This is a genomic window from Nonomuraea fastidiosa, from assembly GCF_042751225.1.
Classification (GTDB): Bacteria; Actinomycetota; Actinomycetes; order Streptosporangiales; family Streptosporangiaceae; genus Nonomuraea; species Nonomuraea fastidiosa.
Map to the genome: position 1 here is coordinate 5498730 of NZ_CP170570.1, position 24832 is coordinate 5523561.

Consider the following 24832-nt stretch of genomic DNA (forward strand, 5'->3'; position numbering starts at 1 on the left):
CCCTCAGAGCGAGTACTGCTCGGGCTGGGTCGGCCCGGGGTTCACCGGCGCGGACGCCATCGAGTCCGGCACGTTCTTGAACGCGGTGGAGACGATGCCGTACTCGTCCGGGTACGAGCTGATGCCGATCGCGTAGAACTGCTCCTTGGCCGCCTTCACCACCTCCTTGGCGTGCTCCAGCGCCTTGGTGAAGTCCGGCTCCGTGCGCATCTTGGTGAACGCCTCGAGCTGCGCGCGCACCGGGCCGGCGGCTCGTCGCCGCTCTTGCCCTTGCTGCCGTACCACTGCGCCCAGCGGATGGCGTAGCGGGCGCTGCCGGAGTTGCTCGGCACGTAGTAGTGGTCGCCGCCGGTGCCGGTGATCACGTCGAAGTCGCTGCACGTGTACGTCGAGCACTGCGGCTGGTTGCCCATCGTGCGCTCGGTGAACAGCGTGCCCGCGACCGGGTCCACGCGCAGCCCGACGCCGACCGCCTCCCAGCCCTTCTTGACGAACTCCAGCGCCTCGACGTGGTGCGGGAACTCCGTGCTCGCCATGACCGTGATGATCAGCGGCTTGCCGTCGGGGCCGAGCCGCCGCCCGTCGGAGTCCTTCTCCGTCAGGCCCGCCTTGTCGAGGAACTCGTCGGCCTTGGCGACGTCGTACTCGGTGTACTGCTTGGCGAACTCCGGGTCGTAGAGCGCGTTGTTCTTCGACGGCGCGGCCTGCCACGGCTCGCCCTGGCCGGCGTACACGCCGTCGATGATCTCCTGCCGGTTGATCGCGTACGACAGGCCGATCCTGAAGTCCTTCTTCTGGAACAGCTCCCGCAGTCCGTCGTCCTTGATCGTCTGGTTGAACTGCAGGATCATCGTGTTGCTCAGCCGGCTCGGCACGTCGAACAGCCGGTACTTGCCCTTCTCGGCGTTCTGCGCGATCAGCGGCTTGTTCTCCGGCGTGTTGAAGTTGCGCAGCTGCAGGCCGATCTCGCCGTTCATGATCTTCAGCAGCTCGACCTCGACGTCGCCGAGCACCTCGGCCCTGAACCGGTCGATGTACGGAAGCTGCCGCCCCTTGTCATCGACCTTCCAGTAGTACGGGTTGCGCTCGGCCACCACCGCCGTGCCCTTGCCGACCGGGTTCGTGATCTTCCACGGGTGCAGCGTCGGCATGTCGGCGTTGTGCGCGACGTCGTTCTTGTTCATGAACAGCTGGGTCCAGTCCTCCAGCTGCCGCTCCTTGGCCAGCTTGTCGGCGTCCGGGTTGTACTTCTTGTGGAACTGCTTGAGGTAGTGCTTGGGCAGCAGGAACCCGGCCGCGCCGCCGCGCTCGAACGTCGAGACCGCGATCTGGAACAGCAGGCCCGCCTTCGGCTGCTTGTAGACGTAGCGGACCGTCCGCTCGTCCACCTTCTCCACCTTGACCAGCTCGTCCGTGGTGCCGTTCTCCAGGTAGAGGTCGTAGACGCCGGTCGTGTGCAGGTCGTGGTAGGTGGCCACGTCCTCGAAGGCGAACAGCATGTCGTCGGCCGTGCACGGCTGGCCGTCGGACCACTTCAGGCCCTCGCGCAGCCGGAACACGTACACCCGGCCGTCGTCCTGGACCTCGAACTCGGCCACGTTCGGGACGATGTCGTCGGGGCCCTTCTGCCCGTTGGTGCCGGGCTTGAGCCGGACCAGCGGCTCGTAGCCGAGCGAGTAGTACAGCCAGTCGAAGTCGTCCTCGCCCACGATCGCCGAGGCCCACGTGCCGCCGTAGCGGCCGGGCTCCTTCAGCGGCGTGACGACCATGGGGTTCTTCGGCAGACGCTGCTCGAGCGGCGGCAGTTTGCCGGCTTTGACCAGCTCGGCCAGCTGCGGCGCCTCCTTGGCCGACAGGTCGGCGGCCGCCGCCGGGCCGCCCGCGTCCTTGGCGGGGCTGGTGTCGAAGAAGCCGCAGCCACCGGCCGTGGCCAGCAGCAGAAGCCCTCCGCCGCCGCGGAGCAGGCTCCTCCTCGTGAAGGCGTGCTCTGTCATCGGTGCTCCGTTTCCGGGGGTCTAACGATTGACCTTGACCTGGCTGAAGGTCGCGGTGATGTAGTTGTGGACGCCGTTGGCCTCCTGGTTGCCGTCCACGACGAGACCGACGTAGAAGCGGCTGGTGCGCATCGCGATGCGCTCGTAGCCGATGCGGTCCCAGTTGAGGGAGTTGTCCGACAGGAACGCCTCGAACTCGGTGTCGTTGCCGGTCGGCAGGCTCCTCGCGACCAGGCGCAGCCAGTACGGCTTCTCGCCCAGGCCGTCGGGCCACTCGCCGACGCTCGGCCGGGTGCCGTGCGAGGCGACCCTGATCGCCATCGCCCGCCGGCCGGAGCCGTCCTCACTGCTGGCTGAGTAGCCGATGCCGGCCAGCATGAACGGCGAGTCCGGCTCCAGGTCCTGCCGCACCATGACGCCGGCCACCGCGCCGATGTGGTTCCTGCTGATGCCGTCGAGCCGGGCGGTGATCTCCAGGACCTCGCCGCGCCTGCTGAAGCCGACCGCCTTGTACGCGAAGTGGAAGGAGTCGTTCCAGCCGGCGATCTTGCCGGAGCCCTTCATCGTGAAGACGCCGTCCTTGAGCGCCGTGTTGCCGGGGATCGGCACCTCGCCGATGTCCCTGACCTGCCAGCCGCTGTGCGTCCTGGTGCGGTTGACGTGGATCGGCACCAGCGAGGACGTGGTCGCCGATCCGGTGCTGTCGGTGGCCCTGGCCGTCAGGCAGTAGCTGCCGTCCTTGACCCCCTCCCACGTCACCGTGTACGGCGCCGCCGTCGCCTCGCCGATCTTCGTGTCGCCGTGGAAGAACTCGACCTTCGCGATCGTCGCGCCGTCGAGCGCCTTGGCGTCGGCCGTGATCGTGATGGACTGCTTGTTCTTGGCCGCCGCGAACACCTGGTCGATCGCGGGGGAGGTGATCGCCACCTCCGGGTTGCGGGCGCCGGCCCGCTGGATGGAGTTGAGGTAGCGCTCCAGGTTCGTGTACCCGTCGGGGCCGGCCGTCTGCGCGTCCTCGGGGTCGGCGGGGTCGAGGCCGTTCGCGGTCTCCCACTCGTCGGGGATGCCGTCGTGGTCGCCGTCTGCCGGGGGCTCCACCTCGGTGGGCAGGGGCACGAAGCCGCCCACGTCCTTCTGCGAGTTGATGTGCCGTCCCGTGCCGGTGCGGGCCTCGTTCACCAGCCGCGCGTCGATGGCGTCCCGGCGCGGCAGCGTGGCCCCCGCCTGCTCCAGGACCGTCGCGAACGCCTCGCGCGCCGTCTGCTCGGTGATGCCGTTGTCGAACTCCACCGGCCTGGGCAGCAGCGTGATGCCGCCGACCGGGAATGTGATGCCCTTGCTGTTGTCGGCCGTGACGTCGGCGTGCCCCTCGATCTCGTTGCCGCTGACGTGCCACTGGCCGAAGCGTCCGGGGGCGACGATCTCCCTGGCGATGCCGGGCAGCGTGTTGGGGCCCGGTTTGTAGTAGTTGCCCACCAGGTTGATGCCGTTGGACCACTCGCCGCCGTAGCAGGACGTGATGCCCGGGTTGTAGATCACGTTGTTGCGGTGGTCCACCACCAGCGCCATGCCCTCTTCGAAGCTGAAGCGCGGGTTACGGCCGTTCTGGTGGATGAGCAGGTTGTGGTGGTACGTGACCGTGTCGCCGCCCCACAGGCCGCCCATGCCGTGCCGGCCCTTGTCGTGCACCGAGTTGACCAGGCCCTCGGAGATGATGCACCACTGAACGGTCACGTTGGTGTTGCCGTAGACGGAGAAGCACTCGTCCACGCCCCAGCTGAACGAGCAGTGGTCGATGATGACGTCGCGCACGCCCCTGGCGGCGAAGGTGTCGATGGGGGTGCCGAGCTCGTCACCGCCGCGGAAGCGCAGGTGGCGCAGGATGATGTTGCTGCCCTTGATCGCCGTCTCGTTGCCGATGACGGTGATGCCGTGGCCGGGCGCGGTCTGGCCGGCGATCGTCAGGTTGGAGCCGGTGATGTCGAGCCCGCTCTTGAGCCTGATGGTGCCGGCCACCCGGAAGACGATCGTGCCGTTCGACTTGGCGGCCGCCGCGCGCAGCGAGCCGGGGCCGTCGTCGTCGAGGGTCGTCACCTCGTACACCTTGCCGCCGCGGCCGCCGGTGACGTACATGCCCGCGCCCTCGGCGCCGGGGAAGGCGGGCACCTTCTTCGCGGCGGCCTGCGCCGTCTGAGCCGGTGCCGGCGACGGCGTGGGCACCGCCGCAGCGGCGGCATGACCCGCAGCCGGCCCCAGGCCACGGCGGGTGTGACCAATGCCGCCGAGCGCAGTAAAGCGCGGCGGCCGAATCCTGATCTTTGGGGATCGAAGCCAAGGGCCTCGGTCATCGAAACGCTCTCTTTCCGCCCCGGGAATAGGCAGGGCCGTGCCGTCTGATCGGCACACTCCGGACCACGCTGCTGTCGGTGAGAATTTTTATTCAGGCATGAATGGAGTGGATTCATCACATCGTGAACGACACGGATGTGACTGTCAAGAGCGGTTTCTCCGGCGGTCATCTTTCGAGTTCCGGCGAACGCGCGAAGACCGCCACGGGACGGCACGAAGACCGCCGCGCGAAGGCACGACGGCCGCCCGCGCGAAGGCACGACGGCCGCCCGCGCGAAGGCACGACGGCCGCCCGCGCGAAGGCACGACGGCCGCCACGCCGAACGCGCGGCGGCGGTGGGAGAGCACATGGAAGCCGGCGGCGGGCGGGGAGCGTGGGGGAGCTGGGTGGGGTGCGGGGGCCTGGAGGAGCGGGCGGGGCCCGCGAGGTTCGCGTGTGCCGGCGCAGAACCTCGCCGGCCGGGTGGGTGCGGCATCCGCCGCACGTCGGCGCGGCATCCGGGCGCCGGGGCACGGGCGTGGTGGCGGGGAGGCTCGGGGCAACCCTGAGCGGCTCCTTGACGAGGAGAACCGAGGGTGGCCCTGGAAAGAAGCTCCTCGGCCGGTCGGTCCTCCGGGAGAGTTCCCCGGCTCTCGGCGAGGAGAGGTCCCCGGCTCCTCGGCGAGGAAAGTTCCTCAGCTCCTCGGCGAGGAGGCCGGTCGTCCTGCGGGAGGCTTTCTCTGCCAGGAGGGCCGGGTCAGTCCTTCAGGAGCTCCTCGGCGACGCCGACGTCCGTGATGAGGGTGTTGACCCAGCCGCCCTTGAGCGCGGCCCTGATGGCGGCGGTCTTACGGCGTCCGCCGGCGATGGCGATGCGGCGCGGCACCCGCCGCAGGTCGGCGGCGGGGATGCCGAGGATGCGCTCCTCCAGCGGCGAGTCGATCAGCCGGCCTTCGGCATCGAAGAAGCGCAGGCACACATCGCCCACCGCGCCGAGCCCGCGCAGCGTCTCCAGCTCGTCCTCGGAGATCGCGTTGCCGCTCTCCTGCAGCAGCGGCGACGGGTTGAGGCTGCCGATGCCGACCAGCACGGTGGTCAGCCGCGACCAGGCATCGATCACCTGCCGCACCACGTGGTCCTCTTCCAGCGCCTGCCGCGCCACCGCCGAGCCCACGAGCCCGGGAGCGGGCAGGAAGACCGGCTCGGCGCCGGTCAGGTCGGCCAGATGAGCGGCCAGCCGGGTCGCCTGCACCTGCGCGGAGCCCTTGCCGACCCCGCCGATGAGCTGCACGACCTCCTCGGCCACCCGCACCGGACGGCGCTGCATCGCCTCGACCGTGGCCAGCAGGCTCGCGCTCCACGAGGAGATGCCGAGGTGCTCGCCGCCGATCAGCGTGGCGTCGAGGTACGTCGCCCCGGCCGAGCCCAGCGCGGCCACCACGTCGTGGTTCTCGCCCGCGGCGTCCACGACGATGATCTGCTCCGCGCCGTACTTGCGCTCGAGGTCCTCCTCCAGCAGCGCGTGCACGCCGGACGGCACCACGACCACCGTGCGCACGATGCCGATCTCCGCGGCCTCCTTGAGCAGCCGCGACACCCTGGGCTGCGAGATGCGCAGCTGGGCGGCGATCTGCGGCTGGCGCACGCCGTGCTCGTGGTAGAGCCGGGCGACGCGGACGAGCAGCCGCATGCGCTCGGACTCCTGGCCGAGCCGGCGACCGCCGAGCCTCACCTCGCCCGCGCGGCCCTTGTCGAACCCACTGTCAGCTCCCACGATCGCTGGCCTCCGCTTCGGCTTCGCCGCTCCTGCTGGTCCGGTGGCGAGCCCGGGCCACTGCCGAGTGCCATTGTGCTAGCGCGCGGCGCCGCTCGCACACCGGCAGCACGGGCGGGTGTCGCCGGCCGTGGCGCGGCAGCCCCGACAGCTCCCCGCGGGACCATACACCGGTTTCGAGCCCGGCCAGGTGCGCGGCACCCAGCGCGGACAGCTCGGGACGCGCCGCCACCCGCACCGGCAGCCCGGTGATGTCGGCCTGCCACTGCATGAGGTCGGTGTTGGCCGCCGGACCGCCGTCGGCCAGCAGCTCGGTGACGGGCCCCGCGGCCCGCCGCATGGCCGCCACGACGTCGGCGACCTGCAGGCCGATCGAGTCGACCGCGGCCCGCGCGAGGTCCTCCCTGCGCGTGCCCAGGCCGAAACCCGTCATGATCGCTTCTGCTCCGTCGTCCCACCACGGCGCGCCCAGACCACCGAACGCCGGCACGATGTGCAGCCTACCCCGCTCGCCGCGGGCCGCGAGCCGCGCCAGCTCGTCAGGCTCGACGCCGAGCACCCCGGACAGCCAGGTGACGGTGGCGCCGGCGGCCAGGATGTTGCCCTCCAGCGCGTACGCGGGCGCGCCGTCGTCCCAGGCGATCGTCAGGCACAGCCCCGCCTCACGGGCCGTGTTCTCGCACATGTCGGCGCCCGCCAGGGCCATGATGGACGAGCCCGTCCCGTAGGTGACCTTCACCCCGCCTGGGCGGCCCGCCGTGTGCGCGTACAGGGCGGCGTGCGAGTCGCCGAGCACGGCCGCGACCGGCACCCCGGCCAGCGAGGGGTGCAGGGCGCCCGCGCCGGCGTGCGCCCCCGTGGACGGCACCACCTCGGGCAGCGCCTCATCGGGGATCCCGAACAGCTCGCACAGCTCCGGGCTCCACGCCCGCCGCCGCACGTCGAGAAGCTGGGTACGCGATGCGCAGCCGGCCTCGATCACGTGGCCGCCGCCCAGCCGGTACAGCAGCCAGGAGTCCACCGTGCCGAGCCGCACGCCCTTCCTGCCGTGCCGGTCGAGCAGCCAGGCCGCCTTGGACGCCGAGAACATCGGGTCGAGCGGCAGGCCGCTCAGCTCGCGTACCAGGGAGGCGGCGCCGGCCAGGCGGGCGCACAGCTCGCCGCCCCTGCGGTCCTGCCAGCTCACCAGCGGCCCGAGCGGCTCGCCCGTGCCGCCGTCCCACAGCATGATCGACTCGCGCTGGACGCTCAGCCCGACGGCCGCGACCCGGCCGGGCGGCGCGTCGCGCAGGCAGGCCGCGACCGCGTCGAGGACGCTCCGCCACAGCTCGGCGGCGTCCTGCTCGACCAGCCCGGGACCCGGGTCCCGCCGGGCGAGCGGCGCGGACGCCCGCGCCACCACCTCACCCGCCGCGTCGACCAGGATCGCCTTGGTCGCGCTCGTGCCCTGATCGACGCCCAGGACGAACGGCCCGGCCGAGCCCTCTCCGGCGTCCCGCCGTACGGGCGCGCCGCGAGCGTCCCCGGCGTTCAGACCGGGCGGCGGTCCCGCCCGCACGTCACGCGCCGGCACGGCCCAGCACCTCCAGCGTCGCGCGGGCGATGCCGTCCGCGGTGAGCCCGAAGTGTTCGAGGAGGAACTCCGGCTCGCCGGTGGGCGCGAACGTACGCGGGCCGAGCAGCCGCATCGGCACCGGGCGCGTCTCCAGCACCACCTCCGCCACCGCCGCCCCGAGCCCGCCGGTGGGCACCGCCTCCTCCGCCGTGACGACCGCCCCTGTCTGCGTGGCCGCCGCCGCGATCTCCTCGCGGTCCAGCGGGGAGACGGTCGAGACGTTCACCACCCTGGCCTGCACGCCGCGCCCGGCCAGCAGCTCCGCGGCCTCGAGCGCGCGGCTGACCAGCGTGCCGGTCGCCACGATCGTCGCGTCCGAGCCCTCGCGCAGCCGGGCCGCCCGCCCGTAGGTGAACGCGGGCCCGTCCGGCGGCGAGACGTCCGGCACCGGGAACCTGCCGATGCGCAGGAACGCCGGGCCGGCCGTCCGCGCCGCCCACCGCACCGCCGCGCGCGTCTGCGCCGGGTCGGCGGGCACCACGACGGGCAGGTCGGCGATGGCGCGCAGCCACGACAGGTCCTCGGTCGAGTGGTGGGTGGGCCCCAGCGCGCCGTACGACAGCCCGGGGCTCATCCCGCACAGCTTGACGTTCGCCGCGCTGTAGGCCACGTCCGCCTTGATCTGCTCCAACGCCCGGGCCGTGAGGAACGTCGCCGCCCCGCACACGAACGGCACCAGTCCCGCGTTGGCGAGGCCCGCCCCGATGCCCACCATGTCCTGCTCCGCGATGCCCACGTTCACCAGCCGGTCGGGGAACTCGGCGGCGAAGGCGGCCAGCTTGCTCGACCCGACCGAGTCGTTGCACACGGCCACGATCCGGTCGTCGGCGCGGGCCAGGCCGACCAGCTCGTCGGCGAAGGCGTCGCGGCAGTCGTGCGCCGCTTTCACGATCAACGTGCGTCCCCTGACTCGGCCAGCTCGGCGAGCGCGGCGCGGGTCTGCTCGGCGTCCGGCACCCGGTGATGCCACTCCACCCGGTCCTCCATGAACGAAACGCCCCGTCCCTTCACTGTCCTGGCGATCACGCAGCGCGGCCGGCCCTCGTCGCGCGGTGCCGTGACGGCGTCGAGCAGCGCCAGGTGGTCGTGCCCGTCCACCTCGACCGCCTCCCACCCGAAGGCCCGCCACTTGTCGGCCAGCGGCTCCAGGTCGTTGGTGTCGCTGGTGCGCGCGCCCTGCTGCAGCCCGTTGCGGTCCACGATCGCCGTCAGCGACGACAGCCGCCGGTGGCCCGCCGTCATCGCGGCCTCCCAGTTGCTGCCCTCCTGCAGCTCGCCGTCGCCCAGCACCACCACCGTCCGCGCCGCCGACCCGCGCAGCCGCAGCCCGATCGCGACGCCGACGCCGACCGGCAGGCCGTGGCCGAGCGGACCCGTGCTGGTCTCCACGCCCGGCACCGAGCGGCGGCTGGGATGGCCGTTGAGCGGCGACAGCGGGGCGGCGAACGTGCTCAGGTGCTCGGCGGGGAAGAAGCCGCAGGTCGTGAGCGTGGTGTAGAGGGCGACCGAGCAGTGGCCCTTGCTCAGGATGAGCCGGTCGCGCTCCGGCCAGGAGGGGTCGGCGGGGTCGAGGCGCAGCACGGCGGCGTACAGGGTGGTGAGGATGTCGGTCACCGACAGGTCGCCGCCGGTGTGGCCGAGACCGGCGTCCGCGATGGTGCCGATGACCGTGCGCCTGATGCCGCCGGCCAGCGCGGCGAGCGCGGCGGCGCGGCCCGCGCGGTCGGCGCGGGCCAGCCGCTCGCGCAGCCGCCGCCACTCGGCGATGGCCTGATGGTCGGGGCGCAGCTCGGCGCCGGTGCTCACCGGCGGGTGGGGGAGTGTGGTGTCGCTAGGTCGCACGTGCCGTCCCGATCGCCGACCAGAGCACCGCCTGCGCGGCCAGCGCGTCCTGCCGTTCCTGCGCGTCCCTGAGCGCGTCCAGATCGACCCGGTCGCACACCTCCTCCAGCATCCTGATCGTCCGGATGCTCTGCGACAGCGCGCGCACCGGATCCTCCCGGTACGGGAACTGGTCGAGCAGGATCGGCTTGTCCCAGCCGATGCGCCGCACGGCCAGCACATACTCGATGGTCTCGAACAGGTGCACCGAGGCCACCGGCAGGTCGTCGTCCCAGCCGCGCCAGTTGTCGTTCAGCTCGACCGAGACCAGCCGCCCGCGCCGGTGCACGAGCTGCACGGCCTCGGCGGGCGTCTCGCCGGCCAGCAGCGAGTGGCCGAAGTCCATGACGATGCCGACGTTCGGCTGCCCGGCCTCCTCGATGGCCAGCAGGGTGCGGGCCGCGTCGGCGAGCGTGATGCGCACCCGCGGCTCCTTGGCCTTGTACTCGATCGCGAACTGCACGTCGGGGTGGGCGGACGCGAGCTCCCTGATCGCGGTCACGGTCAGGTCCCACAGCCGCGCGTAGTCGGCCTGCCCCGGCAGGTCGAAGCCGTCCTGGCCGGGCCAGAACTTCACGTAGTCGGCGCCCAGCTCGCGCGCGACCGCGACGGCCTCGTGCACGCGCTCGGCGGCCTTCCGGCGTACGGCGGGGTCGGGGTTGGTGAAGGCGCCCCTGGTGAACTCCCTGGTGTAGATGTGCGGGGTGATCGCCCTGGCCCGCAGCCCGCGCTCGGCCAGCAGCCCGGCCACCTCCGACGCCTTGGTGACGCCCTCGGCGAACGGCACGTTGACGTCCAGGCACTCCAGCCCGTCAACGGCGGCCGCGAGATCGAGCATCTCGGTCATCGTCCTCGCCGGACCGTAGCCGTCCGTGGCGTACCGGTCCACGATCTGCCCGAACGCCCATATCCCGGCGCCGAACGTCAGCGCACTCATGGCGCATCGCCTCCTGCTCTGATGGGTGTGCTCAACGGCCCGCGCCGTCTGCGAAGGCGCGCAGCTTGGCGAAGAAGTCCTCGTGGATGAAGCGCGCGTCGATGGAGTCGTACGTGCGGATGGGCCGGTTGGCGCTGGAGAAGTCGAGGGTGCCGTCGTAGCGGAAGTTCGGCGCCGGCCGCTCGACCCAGGTGCCGCAGTCGGGGTGCAGCATCAGGCCGATCGCGGGCGAGTCGCCGAGCACGCGGAACTCGATGGAGCCGCGGTGCCGCCGCTCGTTCCACTCGACGAGTTGGCGTACGAGGTATTCGCCGATCTCGCCGCACGGCGCGACCTTGGCGTCAAGCTCGGCGTAGCCGACGGCCATCATCCGGTACGTCGGCGCGGGCACCTGCCACACCTTCAGCGCCGACGAGAAGACGAGGTTGGCCGCCACGATGTCGTTGGACAGGTTGAACTCGGGACGGCCGTCCTGGGGGCCGCGCCCGTCGTAACCGCCGCCGCCGATCCAGATGACGGTGACGTCCCGCTCGGCGATGCGCGGCTCCAGCAGCAGGGCCGAGGCCATGTCGGTGAGTGGGCCGAGGAAGGCGACGTAGAGGGGCTCGGCGCCCTCGCGCATGGCCTCCTCGATGATGAGCTCGGCGCCCGGCGAGGGGACCGGGGTGCCGGCGTCGGGCAGCGCGTACGGCGCGCCGTCCGCCACCGGCACCTGGCCCTCCAGCTTCATCAGCCGCAGCAGCAGCTCGATCTCCGCGCGGCTCTCCTCAAGGCTGTGCCGGGTACGGCGGTTGCCGAAATGCGCGGGAATCAGGCCCCTGATGTCGAGGCTCGGAGAGAGCAGGGCGTGCACGATCGCGAATTGGTCGTCCGCTTCGTTCTTCGCATCGCTGTTGATGATGACGCGGCGCCGGTGAGAGAAAATCCTGCCCGCCATGCGGCCCTCCACAAATGGCCGGTGAATATTTATTCGCTAATGTATCTATATTCTGATATTAGGTTGTGACATTTGTGCTGTCAAGATCCCAGAGGATGACGGAAAGCGCGTACGGCGAGATCGTGTGATCGCCATGGGTGGCGTCCTCCAGCAGGTCCCAGCGGCCGTGCTCCGGCCGCCCGCCCGCGAGCAGCCGCACCCGGTCGCGCAGCGGCGCCGCGTACACCCGATGGCTCACGCCGTTGAAGCAGCAGTCGTCGAACCTGTTGAGGATCTGGAGCTGGCCACGGTTCTCGCCGATCGAGGCCATCACGTACATCTGCAGGTAGTCGTCCGCCGTGCCGGCGGTGATCGAGGAGTAGAAGCCGGGGAACGACTCCTTGGTCTGCTCCCAGTCGCCCACCGTGGGGCTCGGCTTCGGCGATGCGGGGCGCAGGAAGAACGGCAGCGACCCGGCCACCGGATAGCTGTGGTTGATGCGCGGGTCGAGCGCCGCGTACACGGTGGTCGTCCAGCCGCCGCCCGACAGGCCCAGCATCTCGACCGAGGCCGGGCGGTAGGTCGCCTCTGCGTAGTTGAGGGTGACGACCAGCGGCTCCAGGAAGAACGCCAGCGTCGAGAACGACTCGCTCTCCCACGGCACCAGCTCCCGGTGCGACGGGCTCGGCAGCATCGTGCCCGGGTTCGCGGGGTCCTCGATCTGCTGGCCGCCGTTCCAGTGGTGGAACGGCATCGCGTACGCCATCACCCGGTAGCCCCGATCCAGCAGCGCCTGCACGGTGCGGAGCATCGTCTCCGGTGGCTCGCCGTGGCCGTTGTGGTAGAGGGCCAGGCGGCGGTTCCACGGCTTGCGGGGCAGCAGGTCGTACACCTTGGCGGAGATCCGGTAGCGCAGCGGCACCGTCAGCAGGTCGATCCTGCGCACGCCGGTGAGCGAGGCGAACTCGGCGGCGTCCACGCCCTTTTCGACGGTCGGCAGGCCCTGCGGCAGGCCGGCGCCCTTCCAGATGAAGTCGATCATCCGCTGCCGCCGGGCCGCGATGTCCTCGGTGCTGGTGATGCCGATGAGCGGCTCGATGTCCACGCCTGCCACGGCGGCGGGCAGCGTCTTGTACTCGGGGCCGAACCTCGCCGCGACCTCCGCGTTCACCGGCGACACCGGCCTGGCCTTCGCCCGCGCCCCCGCTACGCCGCCTGAAGAACCAGCCGGGGTGCCGCCTGCGGAGCCGGCCGGATCGCCGCCCGGGGTGGGCGCCGCCGCGGCCGGGCCCGTCGCCGCGAGGGCGACGCCGATGCCGCCCAGCACGCCGCCGAGCACCGCACGCCTGCTCTGCCCCGCTCTTCCTGCGCGGGTGCCGGAGTCGTGCCTGGCGTCTGCTCGGGCACCGGAGGTGTGCCGGGCGCCTGAGAGGGCACCGGAGGCGTGACGGGCGCCTGAGAGGGCGCCGGGGTCGTGCCGGGTCCCTGAGAGGGCGCCGGGGTCGTGTGAAGGCTCCATGCCCGCGTCCCGTACCGTCATCTCGCCTCTCCGTTCCTTCATGACGTCCCGGCCGGGCGGTCGCGCAGCGGGTCCCAGCCGCCCAGCACGAACGCCGGGTCGCGCCACCGCTCCGCCTCCTCGGGGGTGAGCTGACGGGAGCAGGCCAGCCGCTGCGAGGTGTCGATGGGGTTGCCCGCCAGGTCCGTGCTGCCGTACTCCCAGAACTCGGCCGTCTGGGCCTGCGCGCAGTCGTCCGGGTCGATCTGCCAGCCGACCGGCGCCACATGGGCGTCCATCTTCGTGTCGATGAACACGGTCTGGCTGTGCGTGAAGCGCCACACGGCGGTGCGGCCGAGCACCACCGACGCGTCCGGCACGCCGGGGGCCCTGGTCAGCTTCGTCCGCACGAACACGTAGCCGGGCCGCGTCTCGTCGCTGCGGCTCTGCGAGATGTAGCCGCGGTCGGTGGACTGCAGCTCCGAGTCCTGGATGAACACCGTGCCCGTGCCCCACACGAAGTCGGTGTCGCCGCTGATCTTGCTGTGGGTGACGAAGCCCTTGCCCTGCAGCCGCAGCGTGTCCTGGAAGCTGACGAGGTGCACCCGGTCCAGCACGATCCGGTCGTTGTTGCCGCGGAACGCCTCGGCCTGCGAGCCGCCGTCCGGGGTGGTGTTGTGCACGGTGAGGTTGGTCAGCCGGAAGTCGGCCGCGTCCACGCCGAACGTCTGCCGCCAGCAGTTGTGCAGGTCTGAGGTCTCCAGCACGCGGCGCGGGCACACGTCCTCGGGGCCGCCGTCGCTCAGCGCCTTGTCGCCGTTGCGCAGGTCGTTGTTCGGGTACTGGATCACCGTGCGGCCGGGGCCCGCGCCCTTGACGGTGATGTGCGGGCGGTCCTCGCGGACGTAGACGATCTCGGTGTAGACGCCTGGCTTGACGTCGATGGTCACCGGCCGGTCGTTGCCGAGCGGCACGGCGTCGATGGCTCCTTGCACCGTGCAGAAGTCGCCGGTCCCCTTGGCGGAGACGGCCAGCCTGCGCTGGTCGTGCGGGCGGCGCTTGGTGGTGGTGAAGCGCCAGCTCGCGGGGCCGTGACCGGGGAAGACCCCGGCCTCCACGGTCACCGTGTACGTGCGGCCGTAGTCGAGGCGGTGGTGCGGGTAGACGGTGGCGGTGTTCCCCTCCACCATGATCGACTCGTACGAGAAGTCGTGCGGCAGGCCCGTGTCCGAGACCGCCTGTCCGATGTTCTTCCTGTCGTCCTTGGCGGTGGCCGCCTCGATGCGGTCGGCGAGCGTGCCGTCGGCCGTGCGGATCTCGATCGCCCCGGACGTGCCCAGTGACACCGGCTCGGGGAACGTGATCGTCAGCGGCGCGTCCACGCAGGTCGCGCCGGTACGGCCGGGGACGGAGAACCGGGGGCCCGCCTCCGTTGCGGCGGCTGGGACGGTGCCTAAGACGAGTGCGGTGACGGCGGCGAGAACCGGGATCGATGCCTTCACATTCGGCCCTTCTCTGCGCGAATGGATAGTTGGCTGTGAATATATATGTAGACCTCGGGTAACCCTCGGTCAAGTGTGATGACCGTCGTCCCCCCACCGCTCCGTCCGCGGCGGGTGACGCCCAGGGCAAGGGCGTAGGGGGCGGGCAGGCGCGCCCGGTCGGCAGCGGCGGCGGTGGTCGCCGTCGGGCAGGGCGGGCTGACACGCCCGCCCGAGCACGAGTTCACAAGCGACCCCGAGGCCGCCGCGCTCGTCCTCGGCTCCGGCGCGCCGATCACCGTCACCGGCTTGGAGATCACCACGACGGTCCGCATGGACGCCTCGGACGTGGCCGCCATCGCTGCGGCCGGGCCGCTGGGGCAGGCGTTCAAGGGGGAGGTCGAGCAGTGTTTTCTGTCCGCCGCAGCACGGCCGTCGCCGCGTGACTCCGGCGACGGAGCCTCCTGGACGGCTTGTCGCCGGATCGACAAGGCGTCCGTGGCAGAGGCAGGGGTCACCAGGCGGATGGAGAAGGCTCCGCTGAGGGTCAGGAGCGGAGCCCCGGCTATCCCGTCTCAGCACCGCGGCTGAGAGCAGCAGGGGAGTCAGGCTCGCGGGCTGACCAGTTCCGCCAGGAACTCCTGCGTTTCCGCGTCCACCGCGTACAGCACCACGCCGGCCAGCCCTCGCGTCAGCCGGACCTTGTACGTGTTGCGTACCAGGCGGTCGAACTGCTCGTCGGTGACGGTGGACTTCGTCAGGTCTCTGTCCTTGCTGCCTTCGCGATTGGTGACCATCCGGCCGCCGCGAGCGAGCAGATCAGGGCCGATGATCACCCCGGCCCAGCCGAACTCCAGGCCCTGCGCGGTGTACACACACCCGATCTGACCGAAGCCGCCGGGTGATATAGCCCAGATGTGGCTGGGAGGCGCGTCACCGACCCTGGCGGTGCTCTTGGCGTTCCACGGGCGTCGCCAATCGCCGATCTCCACGTCGAGCGGGAGGCTTTTGTCGGCACCGGGGCTGTTCCACGGCCAGCAGTAGCCTGCGGTCATCCGGGCGCTCCAGCCCTCGGCCAGCTTGTCGCTGAGGATGGCTTCCATGGCCGCGGGCGATTCCGCGACGATCACCTCGAAGGTCTCGTCGCCTTCCCACGGCACCGGCGGTGCGTCCCCGTCCCATTCGGCATCCTCGCTGCCCAAGCCGAGAAGCCGCTTGACCCAGAGGTCATAGGCGATGCTGCCGCCGCACCGCCACTGGCCGTCGAGCGGCACGTGATGGTGACGTACGTTCAGTTGCTGCGCGTACGACTTGATCGCGGCAAGGGTGCCGACCTCACCGGGCTTGACCACCTGGTGCTCGTCGAGAAAGAAGATAGGGACCCGGGCCGCGTTGATGAGGTCTTGGATCTGCGGCCGGTCGCTGGACTTGTGCGGGCGAAAGCGGTCGAAGGACTTCAGCCGGGCACGATGGGCTTCGTCAGCGATCAGGATGTCCGCCTCGTTGGGCGCGGCGTTGGCGAAGTCGTTGAAGTACTTGAACAGGTTCTTCAACTCCTTGTCGCTGCCGGTGACGAAACGCCGCATCGTCTCGGTGAAAGCCCTGGAGCCGGTGGCGTACCAGGTGCGGCGCCGAGCCTGAGTCATGTAGCGCAGCAGCTCCATGGCGACGGCGGTCTTGCCGCTGCCGGGGCCGCCGGTGATGGTGACCACACGCTTGGTATTCGCGGCGAAGGCGCTCTCGACGGCGTGGCGGACGGTCTCGAACGCTTCTTGCTGCTGATCGAGGAGGATGAACGTGTCCCGGCCCTTGAGCACATTCGCCGCCTTCCTGAGCAGCGGCTCATTGGGCTGGATACGTCCGTTGAGCAGTCGTTCCGCCGCGTGCCGTCCTTCCTCGTCTCCGAAGCGGCCGCGGAGATGGTCGATAAACGCGCTGCGCTCGGTCTTGGTGAACAGCTTGACGTTGTGGTCGAGGGCCAGCTCGAACAGTCCTGCCACGCTCTGCCGCGTGGCGTTGTGGAGGTAGACGATCCCTTCGACGGATTCGGGGTGCCCGTCGACGGCGCTGCAATTCTCGATGATCTTCTGACAGTAGTTGGACACCTGGATGGCGGGATGGGTCTCGTACTCCTTCCTGCTGCCCGGTACGGTCACCAGCTTCTCGTCGTCCTCGTAGAGCTCCGCCTCACTCCACTGCTTCAGCTCGACCACCACGAACAGGTCCCTGCCCGTGCGGCGGTGCTGACCGGCGAGCACGGCATCGGCCGAACTCGCCTTGTTGTGCGGCATCGGGTACTCCACCAGCACCGCGATGTGGTCCAGGCCGGCCTCGCGCAGGTCACGCGCCAGCGCGGACAGGCTGTTGGTCCACGCCCGCATCTGGCTCTTGCCGACCGGCCGTCCCGTCGCCCTCTTGGTCGATTCTGCGAGCGCCGCGGTGAACGCCTTCTCCATCTCCGATGCGGGCGCGGACAGCGTCGCGAAGAGCGTCTCCACAGACCCGACGAACGCGGGGCCGTGCTGCTTGGCCATGCATACCCCCAGGGCACGAAGAACTCGTGCGGTGTGGGGGCGTGTCCGGTGACCCGGAAGCCCGTCGGACCGCGATCTGACAGGTGGTGCGGAACTAAAGAGGTGGAAGCAGCCGGCTCAGGAACTGCCGGGTTTCGGCGTCCACCGCGTAGATGACGGTGCCGGCCATGCCGCGAGTCAGAAGGACCTTGTACGTATTGCGGATCAACCTGTCCGCTTCCTCGTCGTCGGCACCGCGGGTGAGCGCAGGATCCCTGTTCGCCGCCCGGACAGTGACCAGCCGGCCGTCACGGGCGACCAGGTCGGGGCCGATGATCACGCCGTTCCAGTCGTACTCGAAACCCTGGGCGGTGTAGACACAGCCGACCTGTTCGAAACCGCCGTCAGCGGTCGCCCACAAGGCACTCGCGGGGGCTTGCCCGACGGCCCGTTCGCCTTTGACATTCCAGGGTCGGCTCCAGTCACCGATCCGGACATCATGGACGAGCGTGTCGTCCTTCCTGGGCTCGCTCCATGGCCAGCAGAACCCGGCCGTGATCCGGGCGGAATACCCCAGGCCCAGCTGCGAGCGGAGCACGGCTTCGAGCTCCTCCGGAGATCCGGCCAGGGCGACCGAGAAGTGATCGTCGCCCTCCCACGGTTCGGGTGCGCCTCCTCCCAGGCCGAGGAGGCGCAGCACCCAGGACTCGTAAGCGCGGCTGCCGCCACAGCGGAATTGCTCGTTGAGGGAGATCTCCCGCACGCGGATGCCCCGGGCCTGGGCGTGGGCCCTGATGGCGGTGACCGTACCCATCTCTCCCGGCCGTACGACCTGATGCTCGTCGAGGAGGAAGACGGGGACGCGCGCGGCGTCGATCAACTCGTCGACCTGGCGACGGTCGCTGCGCAGATGAGCCGGGGTGAAGCGGTATTGGGAGGTCTCCCGCAGCCGATGCGCTTCGTCACAGATGAGGACGTCGAGGCCGTCGGGCTGGGCCTGTGTGAAGCTGTTGAAGTACTTGAACAGGCTCTTCACCTTCGACGAGCCCTTCCCGGGCACCCGGCGCAGCGTCTCGGTGAACGAGCGGGAGCCGGTGGCGTGCAGGACCGCGCGGCCTCGCCTCGACAGCTCTCCCAGCAGCGAAAGCGCGATGACGCTCTTGCCGCTGCCGGGCCCGCCGGTGACGATGACGACCTCCTTGGTGCCGTCCTTCCGGGCACGGTCGACACTGTGCAGGACGATCTCGTACGCCAGGCGCTGCTCATCGAGCAGCACGAACTGCTCGCGCTCTTTGATCTCCCGTGCTGCGAGCGCGAGAAGCTGCTTGGACGGGCGGATCGCGCTGGCGAGTAAGCGCTCGGCGGCGTCGAAACCCGGCCTGGGTGCGAAACGATTCCGGAGGTAGTCGAGGAAGGCGGCACGCCGGGTCCTGCCGAACAGGTGAACATGCTTGCCGCGCGCTGTGGAGTAGAGGTCGCGGATGTCGGGATCTGCTGCATTATGCAGGTACGCCACGCCGTCCACGACGTCGCTCCGGTCGTCCAGCACCTCGATGAAGTCGGCGAGGTAGTCGCGGTACGTGCGCACCTGCACCGCCGGGTGCAGCCGCGGCGCATGCGGGACGCCTTCAACGAGCACGAGATCGGGGTCGTGCTCATAGAGCTCCGCCCGGCTCCACTGCTTCAGCTCCACGACCACGTACGCGTCGTGCCCGGTGAGCCGGTCCACTCCCGCGAGTACGGCGTCGGCGCGCTTGCTGGTCAGCGGAAGCTGGAACTCGACCAGCATCTCGACGTCACCCAACCCGGCGTCGACCAGGTCGCGGGCGAGCATCGGAAGGCTGCGATCCCACGATCGCCGCTCCGCTGCGGAGGGACTGATGCGCGCGGTCCTCCCGAGATGCTCGGCGATGGCTTGGCTGAGTCGCTGCTCCGGAAGCAAACCGCAGCTCGCGAGCTTGGCCAGTTCTTCGGCGGGGCACCGAAATGCCGTCACAGACCTACCCCCAGGCAGCACGAAGGACTCGTGCGGTGTGGGGGCGTGTCCGGAGCTCAGATGATCTGCGGAAGCCCGTCGGGCCGCATGACTACGACAGGCAGATTACCTCGATCGACCGACGTTCTCGGCTGGAAGGGCGCCCTATACAAGGCTTCGATGGCGATGTGCTAGATCCGCGCCTCGCCGTACGGGACCAGGCGGACCGGGCCCAGGAGGCCGTACGGCTGGCGGGGGAGCGAGCCGTAGACGGACGGGTCGGACTGGCGGAGGCGGTTGCCGAGCGGGGTGGCGACCTCCACCTCGATGGTGTTCCTGCCGCGCTTGACGTGCGGGCCGAGGTCCACGACGGGATGCAGCAGGTCGACGGGGTCGAGCGCGCGGCCGTTGACGCGGACCCTGCAGGTGTCGGTGACCTCGCCGAGCTCCAGGTACGCGGGCCCGTCCAGCTCCACCGTGGCCGCGTACGTCCCCACACCGGAGACGTCCTCAAGCCCGGGAAGGTCGTGCCACGGCGCGAGCCCGTCGAGGTCGAGCGTGTGAGTCCGCTCGCCGTCCGGGCGGCGGTCGCGCACGGTGAGCCGCCAGGCCCGCAGCTCGGCGGGCTCGGGGAGCGGGCCGATGCGGCTGGTGACGGTGCGGCCGGTGGACAGGGTGGTGGTGTACGTGCCGGGCGCGGTGGCGCGGACGACGAGCCGGCCGTCCTCGTAGCGCACCAGGTCGGCGGTGGTGGCGGTGGCGTGCGGGCGCTTTCCCGTACGGTCGCCGAACAGCCCGGGACGCCCGACGGCGACGATGCGGGCCTGCCCGGGCCGCAGCGTGACGCGCAGCCGGATGGCGTCGCCGTCCTCGATGTAGCGGGCGATGCGCTCGGCCCGCCCGGTCCACGGGTCGAGCAGGTACGGCACTCCGCCCCGGTCGGTGCGCGCCAGCGTCACCTCGTGGTCGATGGCGGTGACCGGCGGCTTGACGTTCTCCTGGTGCTTGCCGTTGCACAGGTAGTAGTAGTCCACCCGGCCGGCCACGCGGCGCATGGTGAGCAGGGTGGACGGGGCCGCGTACCGGACGTCGGGGCGGACGCCGAGCGCTTCGAGCGCGCCGGGCACCTCGTCGGCGCTGTCGATCCTGCGTACGGTGGGCTCGGCCAGCAGGTCGGCGACGAGCGCGCGCAGGCGGTCGTTCTCGCCGTCGCGCGGCACGCCCGGCACCGAGGCCGACTCCCAGGCGCCGAGCAGCACGATCGGCAGCCCCGCGCGGGCGAACCCGAGCAGCCGTTCGGCGACGTGGAGCGTCATCGTGCACTCGTTGCCGCCGAAGCGGTCGCCTTCGACGAACAGCGCCTTGTACGCCGGCCGCCCCAGCCGCCCGTCCGTGACCCGGGCGCCGGGCAGGCCGAGCAGCGGCCCGCTGACGAACTGGTGGGACCAGCCGGAGGGCACGCCGGTCCCGGTGAACCACGTGGCGCCGATGCCGGTCTTGGTGTAGCCGGTCTGCCGGAACACCGCCACGTCCACCCGCGGCACCCCTTGCCGCATGATCAGATGAATTCGCGCGAAATATCGGGAGATGTCGGTGACATGCTCCCAGGTGGGCTGGCGCGGCCCCCACGACTCCGAGTACCCCACCGACCCGCCGTACGGCGTGAACGCCGCGAACCCCGGCCACGCCGCGCCCGGCGCGCTCGCGTACGAGAAGCCGTGCAGCACCGTCTGGTTGAGCCCCGCCGCGTACGCGCCGCCCATCGTCAGCAGCAGCCTGCGCCACGTGGTCGTGTAGGCGCCGCCCGCGTACGCGCCCGCCTCGCAGGACAGCACCTCGCGCCCCGCCATGTCCCGCCCCCCGGCCAGGCAGCGGTAGTCGTCGAGGTTCTTGAAGCCGAGCGACTCGCCTTCCGGTACGTCGAGGATGGCCGCCGCCTCGATGGCGTCGGTCTGCAGCCCGTACGGCTGCGCCCGCAGCCGCAGTCCCAGCGAGTGGGCCCAGTCGCGCAGCGCCGTGAAGTGGTGCTCGTTGAACAGCTCGGACACCGTGTCCCAGTAGTCCTTGCGGGCGTGCCTGGTCAGCACGGGGTCGAAGGCGAACACCGGGTCCTCGTCGGCCAGCACGACCACCGGCAGCACGTCGGTGAGGGGATATCCGCGCCGTCGCTCGAACTCGGCGGGCAGCTCGGGCGTCCACGGCAGCGCGTCGCTCTCGATCTCGATCGAGTCCTCGAACAGCGCGCCGCCCGCCCGCTTGAGCAGTCCGCGGATGGCGGGGGTGAGCAGCCGTGACTCCCAGAAGCCGATGACCGCCTGGGTGCCGGCGCGGCTGAAGTGGTCAACGACGTACGACTCGGGAGCGGTGTGCGGGCCGGACTCGGGCCGCTGGCCGGAGCCGCGCTGCCAGTAGGAGATCAGCAGCCATTCGCCGTCGCCGGGCGCCGTCCAGGTGACGGTCTCGCCGTCCACGGGGACGGTCCGCAGGGAGGCGGGGTCGAGGCCGGTCTCGTCGCGGGTCGAGTGCGCGGGCTCGACCCTGGCCGCCTGGACGAGCAGCAGCGTGCGCGCCGCACGTCCGGGCACGGCGGGCGGCGGCACAGGCCCCCGGTACGTCGTGCCGCCCGCCACCGCCACCGAGCCGTAGGCCAGCTCCTTGCAGGCGGCCTCGCTCTCGGGCGTGATCGTCGGTACGGCGGCCGGCCAGGCGGGGCCGATGGTCAGGTCGATGGTGAGGCCGCGCCTCGCCGCCTGGTCGAGCGCCGCTGCGACGGCCGCGTTCCATGCGGGCGTGCCCCAGCCGTGCCCTTCGGGGTCGAGCACGGACTTGTCGGCGATGCTGTGGTGCACGGCCGCGATCTCCGCGCCGCCGAACCCGGCGTCGGCGAGCTGGTCCACCTCGCGCCGGATCTCGGCCGGGTCCACCAGCGCGTCCGGCCACCACCAGCGCACCATCGGCCGCGCGGCCGCGCCGGGCTCGGCGAACCAGCCGGCCGACGGTACGGGGGCGGCGACGGCGGGGGAGATGAGCGGGCGTCCGGCGAGCGCGGCCGAGGCGGTGGCGGCCCCGGAGAGCACGAGAAACCCGCGCCGCGTCACGGAGGCGGCCGGGCGGGAGCGGGGGAGAGGAGGGTTGCCGTGGGGGGTGGATGCGGGCACGGGCGCTCCAGGAGACGAGGTCCTGCGGGGGTGGTGCGGAGGGGGACGGCGAGCCGCCCGTCCAGGGCGGGTCCTGCGGACAGGCGCGGGACTGGAAGGGGCGCCGGGCCGGCGGGACCGGCGCCCCGGTCTGCGGGGCCGGCCCCACGCGGGGACCGGCCGGGATCCCTGATCGGTCAGGCGGGGACGGGGTACGGGAACGCGCTGGTCACGCCGATCTTGTCGTACTCCATCTTCGAGCGGTCGAACCCGTCCTGCCAGTTGGCGTTGGTCACCTCGTTGCACTGGTACGCCTGGTACTTGTCGTCGCTGACCTCGCCCACCTCCACATTGGAGATGGCGAACCCGCAGCCGCCGGCGTCCATGTGCACGCCGCGCGTCCCCGAGTCGGGCATCTGGCCCGCGGGGTCGTTGAGCACGTCGCCGATGACCATCTGGTCCACGTAGTTGTCGATGGCGTGGGGCTCGGTGTTGTGCACGCCGTAGGTGTAGAACGCGCCCATGTCGCCGCTGTCGAGGCCGGTCTCCTCCAGGCGGATGTAGGAGAAGCGGTTGTTCCTCGCGTAGTTGTCGGCGTTGGCGATCTCGGGGCGGACCTCCAGGCTGATGCCGTAGCGGGCGCTGTGCTTGACCACGACGTTGCTGACCTGGTTGTTGCCGGTGCTCATCAGCTCGATGCCGGAGGCGTCGCCGGGCACGATCTCGCCGACGTGGTCGATGTAGACGTTGGAGATCGTGTGGTGGCCGGAGATGTCGCCCTCGCCGGGGTAGCCGCCCTCGACCTTGATGCCGTCGCCGCCGAGGTTGGCGAGCAGGCTGTCGGCCACCTTGACGCGCTCGTTGGCGAACAGCATGAAGATGCCGGTGAAGCCGGTGTCGGAGATGTGCAGCCTGGTCAGGTCGATGTCGCGGGTGTTCTCCAGGGTGATCATGCCGAACCGGTTGCGCGGCATCTCGATCTGCCGGTCGTAGATGGGGTACTTGTGCTCGTACCCGGAGTCGCCGGAGGAGTTCCAGCCGTAGCGGTACCACTCGACGAAATCGGAGTACTGCAGCGCGAGCCCGTCGAAGGCGAGGCGCTCGACCCGCTTGTCAGGCGACGACCCGTGCAGCGAGATGATCGTCTTGACCGTGGGGGCCATGACCTTGTCGATGGAGGTCTTCGGCCAGTAGTAGACCTCGCTGTTTTCGAAGTCGAAGTAGTACTCACCGGGCTGGTCGAGGAAGCGCAGCGTGTTCTGCAGGAAGTAGCGCGAGCCGCTGCGGCTGTTCACCAGGGCGAAGCGGGCGTCGTGGTTGAGCGTGAAGAAGTGCTTGCGGAAGTCGGCGCCGCCGAGCGGCACGTGGTCGGTGAACCAGCTCCACGACCCGCCCGACCAGACGACCATCTGGGCGTTCTTGTCGAAGTCGGGGTCCCACTTCTGCGGGATGTCCTCGGGGTCGAAGAACAGCCAGTTGTGCACGGCCTGGTATTCGGCCTCTGGGGTCACCGAGAACAGGTACGGCGACCACAGGTCGTCGGCGGTCCTGTTGGGGTAGCGGGCGGTGGTGGCGCGTACGCCGTCCTCGAAGAGCGTGTAGAAGGTGCGGTCGACCTTTGTCTTGTAGATGTCGTCCTTGTACTTCTCCCAGCCGGTGAGCGGCCGGGCGCCGACCAGGCGGGCCTTGCCTGGGCCGTCGGCGCTGCGATAGGTGATGGTGTGGCCGTCCGGGCCGGAGTCGGCGTCGGTGAACTCGATCGTCTTGTCCACCACGTAGTCGCCGGCCTTGATGTTGACCACGATGTCGCAGTTCTTGCGGTAGTTCGGCTTCCTGAGCTGGTCGCGGGCCTGCTCGATGGACTTCCACGGGTTCCTGGCGCTGCCGTCGCCGCGGTCGCTGCCGTCGGTGGCCACGTAGTAGTCGCACGTCTTGGCGCCGGCGGTGGCGGACGTGGTCGCGGGGGCGGTCAGGCCGCCCAGGAGTAACGCGACGGCGCCGATGGACCTGAGGATCACTGGCTCTCCTTAACCTCCCGCCACCGTTCGTACTCGGCGCGGGTCTCGGGGGTGAGGGGGTAGTAGTCGGACAGCGCGCCGCCCTCCTCGATGCGGGCCCTGCTGTAGCGCTCCCACTGCTCGTGGTCGGCCGCCGCCTCCAGCACCTTCGCGGCCCGGCGCAGCGGCACGATGACCGCGCCGTCGTCGTCGGCCACGCACAGGTCGCCGGGCAGCGCGAGCGCTCCGCCCACGGCCACCGGCACGTCGTACGCCCAGGGGAACAGCTCGGCCTGCGAGGCGTAGTGCGGGGTGGCGCCGGTGCACCAGATCGGCAGGCCGATGCCGCTCACGCGCGGCAGGTCCCTGATCCGGCCGTCCACGACGATGCCCGCGCCGCCCCTGCGCTTGAAGTAGCGGACCAGCATGTCGCCGAAGCAGCCGGTGTAGGCGCTGCCGTACGCCTGCACCACGAGCACGTCGCCGGGCCGGATGTCCTCGAGCACGTGCCACAGGGCCGTGTGCCGCTCGACGTACTCCTGCCCGAGTCCGGAGGCGATGTCCTCGCGCTGCGGCATGAACTGCAGCGTGCGGACCCGTCCGGCGATCTTCTGCCCGGCGGCGATGGGGCGCGGCCCCTCGATGAAGGTCCGCCGGATTCCCTGGGCGTGCAGCTTGGCGCAGGCGGTGGCCGAGCTGATCCGGGACAGCCCCGCCACGAGCGCGGGATCGGGGTCGGCGGGCAGCGACCCGCGAACGGGGAGATCCCAGATGGCCTCGTCCAT

General features: G+C 70.8%; 17 protein-coding genes. 1 reads left to right on the plus strand and 16 read right to left on the minus strand.

Features of this window, described 5'->3' with window-relative positions:
* Positions 1–3 precede the first annotated feature (3 nt).
* From ACFMQL_RS25475 to ACFMQL_RS25525, 11 genes are all read right to left on the minus strand, one after another.
* On the minus strand, positions 4–210 hold the full coding sequence (locus tag ACFMQL_RS25475) for a hypothetical protein (RefSeq protein WP_378787347.1): 207 nt from the start codon (positions 208–210) through the stop codon (positions 4–6).
* Complete coding sequence (locus tag ACFMQL_RS25480; RefSeq protein WP_378787349.1) at positions 156–1994, minus strand: ABC transporter substrate-binding protein; 1839 nt, start codon at positions 1992–1994, stop codon at positions 156–158. The genes ACFMQL_RS25475 and ACFMQL_RS25480 overlap by 55 nt, the downstream gene beginning before the upstream one ends.
* A 21-nt stretch (positions 1995–2015) precedes the next feature.
* Positions 2016–4214, minus strand: coding sequence for an Ig-like domain-containing protein (locus ACFMQL_RS25485; protein WP_378787351.1), 2199 nt, complete (start codon positions 4212–4214; stop codon positions 2016–2018).
* Positions 4215–5080: 866 nt separating this feature from the next.
* Entirely contained in the window at positions 5081–6097 is a 1017-nt protein-coding gene (locus ACFMQL_RS25490) for a sugar-binding transcriptional regulator (RefSeq protein WP_364056205.1), read from the minus strand.
* Entirely contained in the window at positions 6087–7670 is a 1584-nt protein-coding gene (locus tag ACFMQL_RS25495) for an FGGY family carbohydrate kinase (protein ID WP_378787353.1), read from the minus strand. The genes ACFMQL_RS25490 and ACFMQL_RS25495 overlap by 11 nt, the downstream gene beginning before the upstream one ends.
* Positions 7657–8601, minus strand: coding sequence for a transketolase C-terminal domain-containing protein (locus ACFMQL_RS25500; RefSeq protein WP_364057536.1), 945 nt, complete (start codon positions 8599–8601; stop codon positions 7657–7659). The genes ACFMQL_RS25495 and ACFMQL_RS25500 overlap by 14 nt, the downstream gene beginning before the upstream one ends.
* Positions 8602–8603: 2 nt before the next feature.
* The gene (locus ACFMQL_RS25505) at positions 8604–9518 is read right to left on the minus strand and encodes a transketolase (protein ID WP_364056199.1); all 915 of its coding nucleotides are present in this window, start codon (positions 9516–9518) and stop codon (positions 8604–8606) included.
* A gap of 25 nt (positions 9519–9543) precedes the next feature.
* Positions 9544–10530: a sugar phosphate isomerase/epimerase family protein gene (locus ACFMQL_RS25510; protein ID WP_378787355.1), complete on the minus strand. Its 987-nt coding sequence runs from the start codon at positions 10528–10530 to the stop codon at positions 9544–9546.
* 31 nt (positions 10531–10561) lie between these two features.
* The gene (locus ACFMQL_RS25515; protein ID WP_378787357.1) at positions 10562–11467 is read right to left on the minus strand and encodes a nucleoside hydrolase; all 906 of its coding nucleotides are present in this window, start codon (positions 11465–11467) and stop codon (positions 10562–10564) included.
* Positions 11468–11525: 58 nt separating this feature from the next.
* Complete coding sequence (locus ACFMQL_RS25520; protein ID WP_378787358.1) at positions 11526–12986, minus strand: hypothetical protein; 1461 nt, start codon at positions 12984–12986, stop codon at positions 11526–11528.
* A gap of 17 nt (positions 12987–13003) precedes the next feature.
* Complete coding sequence (locus tag ACFMQL_RS25525) at positions 13004–14446, minus strand: pectinesterase family protein (protein WP_378787360.1); 1443 nt, start codon at positions 14444–14446, stop codon at positions 13004–13006.
* A gap of 174 nt (positions 14447–14620) precedes the next feature.
* On the opposite strand from ACFMQL_RS25525, the gene ACFMQL_RS25530 reads away from it, so the two are divergent.
* Positions 14621–15016, plus strand: coding sequence for a hypothetical protein (locus ACFMQL_RS25530; RefSeq protein ID WP_378787362.1), 396 nt, complete (start codon positions 14621–14623; stop codon positions 15014–15016).
* A 14-nt stretch (positions 15017–15030) separates the two neighbouring features.
* Here the strand turns inward: ACFMQL_RS25530 and ACFMQL_RS25535 are convergent, their stop codons facing one another.
* The 5 genes from ACFMQL_RS25535 to ACFMQL_RS25555 all read right to left on the minus strand — a co-directional run bounded on the left by ACFMQL_RS25535 (position 15031) and on the right by ACFMQL_RS25555 (position 24832).
* Positions 15031–16881: a DNA/RNA helicase domain-containing protein gene (locus ACFMQL_RS25535; RefSeq protein ID WP_378787364.1), complete on the minus strand. Its 1851-nt coding sequence runs from the start codon at positions 16879–16881 to the stop codon at positions 15031–15033.
* A gap of 172 nt (positions 16882–17053) precedes the next feature.
* Complete coding sequence (locus ACFMQL_RS25540) at positions 17054–18934, minus strand: DNA/RNA helicase domain-containing protein (RefSeq protein ID WP_378787365.1); 1881 nt, start codon at positions 18932–18934, stop codon at positions 17054–17056.
* Between the two features lie 170 nt (positions 18935–19104).
* Positions 19105–22071, minus strand: a complete 2967-nt coding sequence (locus tag ACFMQL_RS25545) for a glycosyl hydrolase (RefSeq protein ID WP_378787367.1) — start codon at positions 22069–22071, stop codon at positions 19105–19107.
* Positions 22072–22247: 176 nt separating this feature from the next.
* The gene (locus ACFMQL_RS25550; protein ID WP_378787369.1) at positions 22248–24068 is read right to left on the minus strand and encodes a right-handed parallel beta-helix repeat-containing protein; all 1821 of its coding nucleotides are present in this window, start codon (positions 24066–24068) and stop codon (positions 22248–22250) included.
* Positions 24065–24832, minus strand: coding sequence for a hypothetical protein (locus ACFMQL_RS25555; protein WP_364056170.1), 768 nt, complete (start codon positions 24830–24832; stop codon positions 24065–24067). Before ACFMQL_RS25555 ends, ACFMQL_RS25550 begins: the two co-directional genes overlap by 4 nt.